General features: G+C 70.8%; 9 protein-coding genes. 2 read left to right on the top strand and 7 right to left on the bottom strand.

Going from position 1 to position 13,300, the window contains the following annotated elements:
* Positions 1-40: 40 nt before the first annotated feature.
* Positions 41-694, bottom strand: a complete 654-nt coding sequence (locus NRK68_RS09965; RefSeq protein WP_257855604.1) for a TetR/AcrR family transcriptional regulator — start codon at positions 692-694, stop codon at positions 41-43.
* A gap of 86 nt (positions 695-780) precedes the next feature.
* On the opposite strand from NRK68_RS09965, the gene NRK68_RS09960 reads away from it, so the two are divergent.
* Positions 781-1,551 carry an SDR family NAD(P)-dependent oxidoreductase gene (locus NRK68_RS09960; protein ID WP_183065088.1) on the top strand — a complete coding sequence of 257 codons (771 nt, stop codon included), beginning with the start codon at positions 781-783 and terminating at the stop codon, positions 1,549-1,551.
* 9 nt (positions 1,552-1,560) lie between these two features.
* Here the strand turns inward: NRK68_RS09960 and NRK68_RS09955 are convergent, their stop codons facing one another.
* From NRK68_RS09955 to NRK68_RS09930, 6 genes are all read right to left on the bottom strand, one after another.
* Entirely contained in the window at positions 1,561-2,079 is a 519-nt protein-coding gene (locus tag NRK68_RS09955; RefSeq protein WP_220818586.1) for a DUF4240 domain-containing protein, read from the bottom strand.
* Positions 2,080-2,193: 114 nt separating this feature from the next.
* On the bottom strand, positions 2,194-4,875 hold the full coding sequence (gene aceE / locus NRK68_RS09950; protein ID WP_183065086.1) for a pyruvate dehydrogenase (acetyl-transferring), homodimeric type: 2,682 nt from the start codon (positions 4,873-4,875) through the stop codon (positions 2,194-2,196).
* 221 nt (positions 4,876-5,096) lie between these two features.
* Entirely contained in the window at positions 5,097-5,720 is a 624-nt protein-coding gene (locus NRK68_RS09945) for a GntR family transcriptional regulator (RefSeq protein ID WP_030654838.1), read from the bottom strand.
* Positions 5,721-5,854: 134 nt separating this feature from the next.
* Positions 5,855-7,648: a 2-oxoglutarate dehydrogenase, E2 component, dihydrolipoamide succinyltransferase gene (gene sucB / locus NRK68_RS09940; RefSeq protein ID WP_183065085.1), complete on the bottom strand. Its 1,794-nt coding sequence runs from the start codon at positions 7,646-7,648 to the stop codon at positions 5,855-5,857.
* 54 nt (positions 7,649-7,702) lie between these two features.
* On the bottom strand, positions 7,703-9,091 hold the full coding sequence (gene lpdA / locus NRK68_RS09935) for a dihydrolipoyl dehydrogenase (protein ID WP_183065084.1): 1,389 nt from the start codon (positions 9,089-9,091) through the stop codon (positions 7,703-7,705).
* 292 nt (positions 9,092-9,383) lie between these two features.
* On the bottom strand, positions 9,384-10,919 hold the full coding sequence (locus tag NRK68_RS09930) for a leucyl aminopeptidase (RefSeq protein WP_183065083.1): 1,536 nt from the start codon (positions 10,917-10,919) through the stop codon (positions 9,384-9,386).
* Between the two features lie 346 nt (positions 10,920-11,265).
* Here NRK68_RS09930 and NRK68_RS09925 point away from each other — a divergent pair, with 346 nt between their 5' ends.
* The gene (locus NRK68_RS09925) at positions 11,266-13,296 is read left to right on the top strand and encodes a hypothetical protein (RefSeq protein ID WP_183065082.1); all 2,031 of its coding nucleotides are present in this window, start codon (positions 11,266-11,268) and stop codon (positions 13,294-13,296) included.
* Positions 13,297-13,300 lie beyond the last annotated feature (4 nt).

The following is a 13,300-nucleotide window of genomic DNA, read 5'->3' as shown; positions in this document are numbered from 1 at the left end:
CCGTGGGACCTGACCGGGGCGATGCCCCTGCGGCGCTGGTTCAGCGCAGCAGGGGCATCGCTCCTGTGAGGTCCCGCAGGCACAGGACCGCGAGCTCGGCGGGGGAGCCGGGCCCCGAGACCGGGGCGTCCGTCGCCGACCACAGCTCCAGCGCCACGCGGATCGCGTCCGTGGCGGCGGCGGCCAGCAGCCGCACCTCCCGCACGTCGGCGTCCGCCCCCGCCAGCCCGCCGATCACCGGCGCCAGACGCTCCTCGGACTCCTGGTTCACGCGGTACCAGACCGCGCGCAGCGCCGGATCGTCCGCCGCCGCGCGCAGCAGGCCGCGGGTCACCTCCAGGCCCTCCTCGACCGCCTGCGGGCCGCTCAGCGACCGGGTGACGGCACGTTCCAGCGCCTCCGCGAGGGGGGTGCCCGGGTCCTCCTCCGCCAGCAGTGCGCGCCAGGCGTCGCCGCCGCCCGCCAGCAGCGGGGCCACGGCCTCCTGCTTGCTGCGGAAGTAGCGGTAGAAGGTGCGCAGCGCCACGCCCGCGCGGTGGGCGATGTCCTCGGCGGTGGTGCCGTCGGGACCGTGCTCGGCGAACAGCTCGCAGGCGGCGCGGGCGATGTCGAGCTGCGTGGCGGCCTTGCGGCGCTCGGTCAGCGACGGGGCTCCGGGGCCGGCCTGGGGGGCGTACGGACGAGGGGATCTCACGGGAGCAGCCTACCGTTCACCCACTCCGAGAAAGACATTTTTTGTCGGCATGACAAAACGTGTCACTGCTTCGGTACGCTCACGCCATGAACCGTTACGAAGGACGTCGCGTCCTCATCACCGGCGGCGGCTCCGGCATCGGCCGGGCCACCGTTCACCGCCTCCTCGCCGAGGGCGGCCGGGTCCACGCCGTGGACGTCAGCGAGGCCGGCCTGAAGGCCACCGCCGAACACGCCGCCGCCGCGGGCCACGGGGACCGGCTGACCACCGCGCTCCTCGACATATCCGACGAGAGCGCCGTCAGGGAGGGCGTGGCCGTCGCGGCCCGCACCCTCGGCGGAATCGACGTACTGGTCAACGCGGCGGGCATCCTGCGCTCCGAGCACACGCACCTGACCACGCTGGAGCTGTGGAACCAGGTCATCGCGGTCAACCTGACCGGCACCTTCCTGATGATCCGCGAATCCCTCCCGGCCCTGCTGGCCGCGGACCGGCCGGTCGTCGTGAACTTCAGCTCCACCTCGGCGTCCTTCGCCCACCCCTACATGTCCGCCTACGCGGCCAGCAAGGGCGGCATCCAGTCCATGACCCACGCGCTGGCCGCCGAGTACAGCAAGCAGGGTCTGCGCTTCGTCAGCGTCGCGCCGGGCTCCATCGAGAGCGGCATGACCACCGGCAGCGGCCCCGGCCTGCCCGAGGACACCGACTGGTCCCTCTTCGCCAAGCTCGCCCCGGCCATCGGCCAGGGCTTCGCCGGCCCCGAGACCGTCGCCGGAGTCGTCGCCATGCTGGGCTCCGAGGACGGCGCCTTCATCACCGGCACCGAGATCCGCATCGACGGCGGCACGCACTGCTGAACCGGGGCCTCAGCCCCGGAACCGGCTCCAGAGCCGGGGGAAGCGCTCCGCGAGCACGGCTTCGTTCTCGAAGTCCAGCGGGGTACCCTCCGGCTCCGCCGCCTGCAGCGGGATCCCCAGATCCGGGGCCACCGCCCCGGTCAGCTGCTCGTACGCCTCGTCGGCCGCGTAGCCGAGCTCCTCGCCGTCCCCGTCGATCTCCTCGTCGAAGTCGCCCAGCAGCTCCGCCAGATGGTCCGGGTCGTGCACCCCGCCCTCGAAGACCTCCCGCCCCTGGCCGATCAGCCAGCAGCGGAAGTAGTCGAAGGCGTCGTCGCTCGCCCCGTCGAGCAGCACCCAGGCCGCGCCCCACAGGTCCCAGGTGTACGCCCGGTTGTACCGGGACTCGAAATGGCGGGCGAAGTCCAGGACGGAGTCCGGATCGAGCTGCGCCAGCCGCTCCACGAGCAGCTCGGCATGGTCCTCGGGGTCGCCGTCGGCGGCCTCGCGGGTACGGTCGACGATCTCCCAGAACTCCGTCTCGTCCATCACCGCTCCAGCATCACGGGTCGGCCCCGCCGCCGCCACCGCTCGTACGGCGAAAGGCCGGTGCCCACCCCCTGGGGGGCGGACACCGGCCTTTCGCGTCCGGATTCACACGGCTCAGAGGCCGTAGCGCTCCCGGGCCTCCTTGACCGAGGAGGCCGGCACCTCGCCGCGGCGGGCCAGCTGGGCCAGCGCGGCCACCACGATCGACCGGGCGTCGACACCGAAGTGCCGGCGGGCGCCCTCACGGGTGTCGGACAGGCCGAAGCCGTCGGTGCCCAGCGAGGTGTAGTCCTGCTCCACCCACTGGCTGATCTGGTCCGGGACCTGACGCATCCAGTCGGAGACGGCGAGGACCGGGCCGGCCGCACCCTCCAGGGCGCGGGTGACGTACGGGGTGCGCACCTCGCCGCGCAGCAGCGCCTCGTCGCACTCCAGCGCGTCGCGGCGCAGCTCGCCCCAGGAGGTGGCGGACCAGACGTCGGCGGCCACGTTCCATTCGGCGGCGAGCAGCGCCTGCGCCTCGAGGATCCAGTGGATCGCGGTGCCCGAGGCCATCAGCTGGATCTTCGGGGAGTCGGCGGCGGGCGCGTTCTCCAGGTCGGAGGCCTGGTTGAAGCGGTAGAGGCCCTTGAGGATGCCCTCTTCCACGCCCTCCGGCATGGCCGGCTGGACCTTCGGCTCGTTGTAGACCGTGAGGTAGTAGAAGACGTCCTCGGGCGTCTCGCCGTACATCCGGCGCAGACCGTCCTTGACGATCACCGCGATCTCGTACGCGAAGGCCGGGTCGTAGTTCAGCGACGCCGGGTTCGTGGACGCGATCAGGTGCGAGTGGCCGTCCGCGTGCTGCAGGCCCTCACCGGTCAGCGTGGTGCGGCCGGCGGTGGCGCCGACGATGAAGCCCTTGCCGAGCTGGTCGGCGAGCTGCCACATCTGGTCGGCGGTGCGCTGCCAGCCGAACATCGAGTAGAAGATGTAGAAGGGGATCATCGGCTCGCCGTGCGTCGCGTACGACGTGCAGGCGGCGATGAAGTCGGCCATGGCGCCGGCCTCGGTGATCCCCTCGTTGAGGATCTGGCCGTCCTTGGCCTCCTTGTAGTACATCAGCTGGTCGCGGTCGACCGGCTCGTACGTCTGGCCCAGCGGGGAGTAGATGCCGGCCGACGGGAAGAGCGACTCCATACCGAAGGTACGGGCCTCGTCGGGGACGATCGGCACCCAGCGCTTGCCGGTCTCCTTGTCCCGCATCAGGTCCTTGACGAGGCGGACGAAGGCCATGGTGGTGGCCATCTCCTGCTTGCCGGAGCCCTTGATGAGCGGGGCGAAGGAGCGGTCGGCCGGGGCCGGCAGGGCCACGTGGTGGACCTTGCGGGCCGGAGCCGGGCCGCCGAGGGCCGCGCGGCGCTCGTTCAGGTACCGCACCTCGGGGCTGTTCGCGCCCGGGTGGCCGTAGGGGACCTGGCCGCCTTCGAAGGCGCTGTCCGGGATCGGGAGTCCGAGCTTGTCGCGCATGCTCTTGAACTCGTCGATCGTCAGCTTCTTCATCTGGTGGTTCGCGTTCTTCGACTCGAACCCGGCACCGAGGGTGTAGCCCTTGACGGTCTGCGCAAGGATGACCGTCGGCGCGCCCTTGTGCTCCAGGGCGGCCTTGTACGCGGCGTAGACCTTGCGGGGCTCGTGGCCGCCGCGGGAGGTGTGGAAGCACTCGGCGATCTTCGCGTCGGAGAGCACACCGGCCAGCTGCACGAGCTCGGCGTTGACGCCGAAGAAGTGCTGGCGGATGTAGGCCACGTCGCGGGTCGCGTACGTCTGGAACTGCGCGTCCGGTACCTCGCGCAGGCGGCGCACCAGGGCGCCGGTGGTGTCGAGCTGGAACAGCTCGTCCCAGGCGGAGCCCCACAGGGTCTTGATGACGTTCCAGCCGGCGCCGCGGAACTGGGCCTCCAGCTCCTGGACCACGCGGAAGTTGGCGCGGACCGGACCGTCGAGGCGCTGCAGGTTGCAGTTGATGACGAAGGTCAGGTTGTCGAGCTGCTCGCGGGAGGCCAGGGCCAGGGCGGCGGTCGACTCGGGCTCGTCCATCTCGCCGTCGCCGAGGAAGGCCCAGACGTGCGAGTTGGCGGTGTCCTTGATGTTCCGGTTCTGCAGGTAGCGGTTGAAGCGCGCCTGGTAGATCGCGGAGAGCGGGCCGAGGCCCATGGAGACCGTGGGGAACTCCCACAGCCACGGCAGGCGCCGCGGGTGCGGGTAGGAGGGCAGGCCGTTGCCGCCGGACTCCTGGCGGAAGTTGTCGAGCTGCTGCTCGGAGATCCGCCCGTCGAGGAAGGCGCGGGCGTAGATGCCGGGGGAGGCGTGGCCCTGGATGTAGAGCTGGTCGCCCGAGCCGTCCGTCTCCTTCCCGCGGAAGAAGTGCTGGAAGCCGGTCTCGTACAGCCACGCGGCGGAGGCGAAGGTGGCGATGTGGCCGCCGACGCCGTACTTGGAGCCGCGGGTCACCATCGCGGCCGCGTTCCAGCGGTTCCAGGCGGTGATCTTCGCTTCCATCGCCTCGTCACCCGGGAACTCGGGCTCCGCGGCGGTGGGGATGGTGTTGACGTAGTCCGTCTCCAGCAGCTTCGGCAGGGCCAGGCCGGCGGCCTCGGCGTGCTGGAGCGTGCGGCGGAGCAGGTATTCGGCGCGGCGCGTACCGGCGGCCTGTGCGACGGCGTCGAGGGAGGCCGCCCATTCGGCGGTCTCCTCGGTGTCGCGGTCCGGGAGCTGGTCGAGCTCGCTCGGAAGCTTTCCTACGGGGTCGGACATCGCTGTGCGCCGCCTTCCGGACAAAGGAGAGGTGGTGAAGAAAATCCCTGACGGGCAGGACAGGGTCGATGGACCTGGTTGAGGTCCGCGACGACTGTAAATCCCTGATCGATGATCGATCAAATAAAAGTGACGAAGAAACGTCGATCCGACAAAAGTCGGCACCGCGTGCCAGGAAAACGGGCACGCGGTGCCCGGTCAAAACGGGGCGAAACGGTGGCTCAGGCCCGGGGTGCGCACCCCAGGACATGCCGCTTCACCAGCACACCGATGTCCGGATCCCGACTGCGGAAGGCCTCGACGAGCGCCTCGTGCTCCTCGGCGTAGGACTTCTGCACGGTGCCCAGCCACCGGATGGACAGAGCCGTGAACACCTCGATGCCCAGGCTCTCCCAGGTGTGCAGCAGCACGCTGTTCCCGGCGGCCCGCACCATCTCCCGGTGGAAGCCCACCGTGTGCCGCACCTGGGCCGTGCCGTCCGAGCTGCGGTCGGCCTCCCACAGGGCCGCCACGTGCGGCTCCAGCGCCGAGCAGTCCGCCGCCAGCCGCGGCGCCGCCAGCTCGGCGGCGATCTGCTCCAGACCGGCCCGGACCGGGTAGATCTCCTCCAGGTCGGCGGCGGAGAGGTTCCGTACGCGCACGCCCTTGTTCGGCGCGGACTCGATCAGCCGCAGCGTCTCCAGCTCGCGCAGCGCCTCCCGTACGGGGGTCTGGCTGACCTCCAGCTCCACCGCGATGCGCCGCTCCACGATCCGCTCACCGGGCTTCCAGCGGCCGCTGACGATCCCCTCCACGATGTGCTCGCGGATCTGCTCGCGCAGCGAGTGCACGACGGGTGGGGTGATCATCGGGGCTTCATCTCCTGGTGGGTGTGCAGGGACACGGCGGGGCCTGATGCGTAGACAATACGGCGGCGCCCCCGCCCGGGAGTATCCCGGACGGGGGCGCCGACAGTGAGGCTGGTTACAAGCCGTTCGGCTCAGAGGCCCAGCTCGACCTCGAACTCGCCGGCCTCGAGGATCGCCTTGACCGCGGTGAGGTACCGGGCCGCGTCCGCGCCGTCCACCAGACGGTGGTCGTAGGACAGGGTCAGGTACGTCATGTCGCGGATGCCGATGTTGGTGCCCTCGGCGGTCTCGATGACCACCGGGCGCTTCACCGTGGCACCGATGCCCAGGATGGCGACCTGGTTCGGGGGCACGATGACCGTGTCGAACAGCGCACCGCGCGAACCGGTGTTGCTGATGGTGAAGGTCGCGCCCGACAGCTCGTCCGGCGTGATCTTGTTGCCGCGGACCTTGGCGGCCAGGTCGGCGGTCGCCTTGGAGATGCCCGCCAGGTTGAGGTCGCCCGCACCCTTGATGACCGGGGTCATCAGGCCCTTCTCGGAGTCGACGGCGATGCCGATGTTCTCCGAGTCGAAGTAGGTGATGGTGCCCTCGTCCTCGTTGATCCGGGCGTTGACGACCGCGTGGGCCTTCAGCGCCTGGGCAGCGGCCTTGACGAAGAACGGCATCGGGGACAGCTTGACGCCCTCACGGGCGAGGAAGCCGGCCTTGGCCTTCTCGCGCAGCTTCATGATCTTGGTGATGTCCACCTCGACCACGGAGCTGAGCTGTGCCTGCGAGTGCAGGGCCTTCATCATGTTGTCGCCGATGACCTTGCGCATGCGGGTCATCTTGACCGTCTGACCGCGCAGCTCGGAGACCGCGGCGGCCGGAGCCTTCGCGGCGGCCGGGGCGGCGGCCGGAGCCGGGGCGGCAGCGGCGGCCTTGGCGGCCTCGGCGGCGGCCAGGACGTCCTGCTTGCGGATACGGCCACCCACACCGGTGCCCGAGACCGCGGACAGGTCCACGCCGGACTCCGAGGCGAGCTTGCGCACCAGCGGGGTCACGTACGCGGCCTCGTCACCGGCGGACGCCGGCGCGGCGGCCGGAGCGGCCGGGGCGGCGGCCGGAGCCGGGGTCACCGGAGCCGGAGCGGCGACCGGAGCGGCAGCCTGGACCGGAGCCGGAGCGGCGGCCGGGGCGGGCTGGACCGGAGCCGGAGCCGGAGCCGGAGCCGCGGCGGGCGCCGGGGCGGCGGCCGGAGCCGGAGCGGCCTCGACCGGAGCCGGGGCGGCGGCCGGAGCGGCAGCGGCCGGGGCGGCACCGGCGACGCCGATGACGGCCAGACGGGCGCCGACCTCGGCGGTCTCGTCCTCGCCGACCAGGATCTCCAGCAGGGTGCCGGAGACCGGCGCGGGGATCTCGGTGTCGACCTTGTCCGTGGAGACCTCGAGCAGCGGCTCGTCGGCCTCGACGGACTCGCCGACCTGCTTCAGCCAGCGGGTGACGGTGCCCTCGGTGACGGACTCGCCCAGCGCGGGCAGCACCACGTCCGTGCCGGAGGCGGCCGGGGCGGCAGCCTCGGCCGGCGCCTCGGCGGCCGGAGCCGGGGCCGCGGGGGCCTCGGCGACGGGGGCCGGAGCGGCCGCGGGGGCCTCGGCGGCGGCCGGCTCGGCGGCCGGGGCCGCGGCGGCAGCCGGAGCGCCGGAGCCGTCGTCGATGACGGCCAGCTCGGCGCCGACCTCGACGGTCTCGTCCTCGGCGACCTTGATCGAGGCCAGGATGCCGGCGACGGGCGACGGGATCTCGGTGTCGACCTTGTCGGTCGAGACCTCGAGCAGCGGCTCGTCGGCCTCGACGCGCTCGCCCTCGGCCTTCAGCCAGCGGGTGACAGTTCCCTCGGTGACGCTCTCGCCGAGCGCCGGAAGGGTTACGGAAACCGACATGGTTTCTGTTGCTCCTTACGAAAGTGCGGAAGTGGTCGTCGCGCCCGGGACGAACTAGTCGTGCGAGTGAAGCGGCTTGCCGGCCAGGGCCAGGTGGGCCTCGCCGAGCGCCTCGTTCTGGGTCGGGTGCGCGTGGATGAGCTGCGCGACCTCGGCCGGCAGGGCCTCCCAGTTGTAGATCAGCTGGGCCTCGCCGACCTGCTCGCCCATCCGGTCACCGACCATGTGGACGCCGACCACGGCACCGTCCTTGACCTGGACGAGCTTGATCTCGCCCGCGGTCTTCAGGATCTTGCTCTTGCCGTTGCCCGCCAGGTTGTACTTGAGGGCCACGACCTTGTCCGCGCCGTAGATCTCCTTGGCCTTGGCCTCGGTGATGCCGACGGAAGCGACCTCGGGGTGGCAGTAGGTGACGCGCGGGACACCGTCGTAGTCGATCGGGACGGCCTTGAGGCCGGCCAGACGCTCCGCGACCAGGATGCCCTCGGCGAAGCCGACGTGCGCGAGCTGCAGGGTCGGGACGAGGTCGCCGACCGCCGAGATCGTCGGCACGTTGGTCTGCATGTACTCGTCGACCAGGACGTAGCCGCGGTCCATCGCGACGCCCTGCTCCTCGTAGCCCAGGCCCTGCGAGACCGGGCCGCGGCCGACGGCGACCAGCAGCACCTCGGCCTCGAAGGTCTTGCCGTCGGCCAGCGTCACGCGGACGCCGTTCTCCGTGTACTCGGCCTTGTCGAAGAAGGTGCCGAGGTTGAACTTGATGCCGCGCTTGCGGAAGGCGCGCTCCAGCAGCTTGGAGCTGTTCTCGTCCTCGACCGGCACGAGGTGCTTGAGGCCCTCGATGACGGTGATGTCGGAGCCGAAGGACTTCCACGCCGAGGCGAACTCGACGCCGATGACGCCGCCGCCCAGGACGATCGCGGACTCGGGCACGCGGTCCAGGACCAGCGCGTGGTCCGAGGAGATGATGCGGTTGCCGTCGATCTCCAGGCCCGGCAGGGACTTCGGCACGGAGCCGGTCGCCAGCAGGATGTGGCGGCCCTGGATGCGCTGCCCGTTCACGTCGACGGAGGTCGGCGAGGAAAGGCGGCCCTCACCCTCGATGTAGGTCACCTTGCGGGAGGCGACAAGGCCCTGCAGGCCCTTGTACAGGCCCGAGATGACCTCGTCCTTGTACTTCTGCACACCCGCGATGTCGATGCCCTCGAAGGTGGCCTTCACGCCGAACTGGGCCGCCTCGCGAGCCTGGTCCGCGATCTCACCCGCGTGCAGCAGAGCCTTCGTGGGGATGCAGCCGTTGTGCAGGCAGGTGCCGCCGAGCTTGTTCTTCTCGATCAGGGCAACGTCCAGACCCAGCTGGGATGCGCGCAGCGCCGCGGCGTAACCGCCACTGCCACCGCCGAGGATCACTAGGTCGAAAACGGTGCTGGCGTCGTTCGCCACGTCACGTCCTCCATGCATGTGCGCCGGGCACCGGTCCTCTGTGACCGGGCGGCGGCTGGTAATCGGCCGCTGTTTCTTCGGCCCTGTGGTGGGGGCCCTGTCCTGCCGAGAACCCATCTTCGCATTTGTCGGGGGAACGCGGGACGCCGGGCCCACGTTGTGAGAGGGCGTTCTCTCCGAAGCGAGGGTTACCGCTGCGTAGAAACCTACGGATTTCGTTGTCGGCTGAACGCACCCCGGAGCCCGCGGGGCCCGCGGGGGCCCGGGGTGCGTCACGCGTCACACCGAAGTGTCAGCCCAGGTCGCCCGTGGCCGTACGCTCGGCCAGCCGCACCAGGGTGCGCACGGCCGAGCCGGTGCCGCCCTTGGGGGTGTAGCCGTGCGGCGCGCCCTCGTGGAAGGCCGGACCGGCGATGTCGAGGTGGGCCCAGGTGATGCCCTCGCCGACGAACTCCTGGAGGAAGAGGCCGGCCACCAGGCCGCCGCCCATGCGGACACCCATGTTCGCGATGTCGGCGGTGGGGGAGTCCATGGTCTTGCGCAGCTCCGCGGGGAGCGGCATCGGCCAGGAGGACTCGCCGACCTCCTCCGCGATCTCGTGGATCGCGGTGCGGAAGGAGTCGTCGTTCGCCATGATCCCGAAGGTGCGGTCGCCGAGGGCCAGCACCATCGCGCCGGTCAGGGTGGCGACGTCGACGATCGCGTCCGGGGCGTCCTCGGAGGCCTTGGTCAGCGCGTCACCGAGGACCAGACGGCCCTCGGCGTCCGTGTTGAGGACCTCGACGGTCTTGCCGCTGTACATGCGCAGGACGTCACCGGGCTTGGTGGCGGAACCGGACGGCATGTTCTCGGCGAGCGCGAGCCAGCCGGTGACGTTGACCTTCAGGCCCAGCTTCGCGGCCGCGACGACGGAGGCGAAGACGGCGGCGGCGCCGGCCATGTCGCACTTCATCGTCTCGTTGTGGCCGGCCGGCTTCAGGGAGATGCCGCCCGAGTCGTAGGTGATGCCCTTGCCGACGAAGGCCAGGGTCTTCTCCGCCTTGGGGTGCGTGTACGTGAGCTTCACCAGGCGCGGCAGGTTCTCGGAGCCCTTGCCGACGCCCATGATGCCGCCGTAGCCGCCCTTGAGCAGCGCCTTCTCGTCCAGCACCTGGACCTTGATGCCGTTCTCCTTCGCGGCCGCGGAGGCGACCGCGGCGAAGGCCTCGGGGGTCAGGTCGTTCGGCGGGGTGTTCACCAGGTCACGGGCGACGTTGACCTCGGTCGCGACGACCGTGGCGCGCTCCGCGGCGGCCTTGTGCTCCTTGTCGCGCGGCTTGGCACCCAGCAGGGCCACCTCGGCGAGCGGCTGCTTCGGACCGGAGTCCTTCTCCTTGCCGGCCTTCTTCTCGCCGCCCTGGTAGGCGGTGAAGGAGTACGCGCCCAGCAGCGCGCCCTCGGCGACGGCGGTGACGGCGGAGGCGTCCTCCAGCGGGAGGGCGAAACCGGCCTTCTTGCTGCCGTGCAGCGCGCGGGCGGCGGCGCCGGCGGCGCGGCGCAGCACCTCCTCGTCGAACGACTCGTCCTTCTCCGGGACGGAGCCGAGCCCCACCGCCAGCACGACCGGGACCTTGAGGCCCGCCGGGGCCGGCAGCTTGGTGACCTCGCCTTCGGCACCCGAGGCGCCGAGTGCGTCGAGGACACCGCCGAGCTTGCCGTCGAACGCCTTGTCCACGGCCTCGGCGCCCGCGGCGACGATCGCGCCCTTGGGGCCCTTGGCGACACCGACGACGAGGGCGTCGGCGCGCAGCGTCGCCGCGCCGGCAGTGCTGAGAGTCAGAGCAGTCACGGTGGTGAAGTCTCGCTTCCGTTTGTGTGGGTGGGCCGAGTGGGTGGACGGCCGTCCTAGCGATCGTATTCGGGGCCCGACGGCCGCCTGAAAGGAGCCTACGCGCACGGGCTCGCCCGTACGGCACTCGAAGGTTTGGCAAGTTGTTCGATCAAGCAGTCATCAGGTTCACCCGTCCGTGGACTCTGCTCCAGGTTTGCCTCGTAGACCTGACGAGGTCCGAAAGACTCGGTCCACTCTCGCAAGGGGACGCGGGGTCCTTTTGCATGATTTCCACAGAGCCTCCCACGGCCCGGCACACCGCCCAAGGCCGCGTCGAGGGACGCCTGCGGGGGGAAAGGCCGAAATGGTCAACAAGAACCGGATGAACAGGCTGGCCGCCGTCATGGCCGCGGCCGCCCTGGTGTCCGTGGCAGTACCCGCCGCGACCGCCCAGGCGGCCGCGACACCACCGCGGATCGACCTCAAGGTGCTCGTCGTCGACGACGGCGGCAGCTCGGTCGAGGCCATCGCCGCGGAGCTCCGGGACACCGGAGTGCCCTTCACCCGCGTCCAGCTGGGCAGCGCCAGCCGCCCGGTCATCAACGCGGCGTTCCTCAGCGACACGGTCGACGGCCGGCCGCGCGCCAAATACCAGGGCGTCGTCCTGCCCAACGAGAACCCCTTCGGCGCGGGCTCCGCCGAGATGGCCGCGCTCACCGCGTACGAGACGACGTACGGAATCCGCCAGGTCGACGCCTACACCTGGGCCCACCCGGGCGTCGGGCTGGAATACACCGACAACGGCGGATACAGCGGACAGCTCGACGGAACCCAGGCCGCCGTCACCACCGCCGGCAAGGCCGGCCCCTTCGCCTACCTCGGCGGACAGGTCACCTTCGAGGACAACTCCGCCCTCGTCCCCGAGAGCTACGGCTACATGGGCAAGCCGCGCCCCGGCTACACCAGCTTCGTCGACGCCCCCGTCGGCTCCGGACGGGCCTCGCTCGTCGGCGAGTACGTCCACGACGGACGCAGCGAGCTGGTCGTGACCTTCGGCTACAACCAGTACCAGCAGCAGTTCCGGCTGCTCGCCCGCGGCATCGTCGACTGGCTGACGCAAGGGGTGCACCTCGGCCAGAGCCGCAACTACTTCGCGGTCCACGTCGACGACGTCTTCGCCCCCGACGCCCGCTGGAACAAGGAGCTGAACTGCACGCCGGGCGACTACGCCTGCCCGGGTGGCGAGGGCCAGGAGAGCACCATCCGGATGAGCGCCGCCGACGCCGTGTACGCGGCGCAGTGGCAGACCTCCAAGAACTTCAAGCTCGACATGCTCTTCAACGGCGGCGCCGGCGAGGAGTGGAAGGCCGAGAACGGCGGCGTCGACGCGCTGACCGCCCAGCTCGTCGCCGACCGCGCCAAGTACCGCTGGATGAACCACACCTACACCCACCCGTTCCTCGGCTGCGTCCAGGACACCACGACCATCCCGTGGACCTGCACGAAGAACGCCCAGGGCGCGATCCAGTACATGAGCCGCGCCGAGATCTCCGCCCAGATCCGCGACAACAACAACTGGGCCGCCTCCAAGGGCATCACCCTCGACAGGTCCGAGCTCGTCACCGGCGAGCACTCCGGCCTCAAGACCGCCCCGCAGCAGCCCGTGGACAACCCCAACCTGGCCGGCGCCCTCGCCGACAACGGGGTCAAGTGGGCCGGCAGCGACAACTCCCGCGAGCCCGCGCAGCGGGCGATCGGCTCCACCCTCACCGTCCCCCGGCACCCGATGAACGTGTACTACAACACGGGCACCAACGCCGAGATGGCCGACGAGTACAACTGGATCTACACCAGCCGTGCCCACGGCGGAAGCGGCGTCTGCGAGGACAATCCGGCGACCTCCACCTGTCTGCCGGCCCCGCTGGACGTCAACACCGGCTACCTGAACCACATCGTCCCGGCCGAGGCCCGCACCGCCCTGCGCCACGTCCTGGCCAACGACCCGCGGCCGCACTACGTCCACCAGTCCAACCTCGCCGAGGACCGCACCCTCTACCCCGTGCTCAACCAGGTCCTCGACACCTACCGCGGGCTCTACGCGCCCAGCGCGCCGATCGTCAACCAGAGCATGAAGGACACCGGCGTCGAGCTCCAGCGCCGCGCAGCCTGGGACAAGGCGCTCGCGGACGGCAAGGTCACGGCCTACCGCATCGGCAACGACGTCACCATCAAGGCACCGTCCGGAGTCGTGGCCCCGGTCACCGCCCCCAACGGCACCAAGAAGCAGATGCTGCTCGGCTCCTCGGACTTCGGCACCGCCTACGCCGGCAACCGCTCCGCCTGGACCGGCCCCGAGCTGCTGCAGAGCGCCGTCACGCTCAAGCTGCCCAGCTGACCCA

This window comes from Streptomyces yangpuensis (assembly GCF_024666385.1).
GTDB classification, from domain to species: domain Bacteria; phylum Actinomycetota; class Actinomycetes; order Streptomycetales; family Streptomycetaceae; genus Streptomyces; species Streptomyces yangpuensis.
The sequence above is the reverse complement of the archived record's forward strand: the minus strand, read 5'-3'. Positions and strand labels throughout refer to the sequence as shown.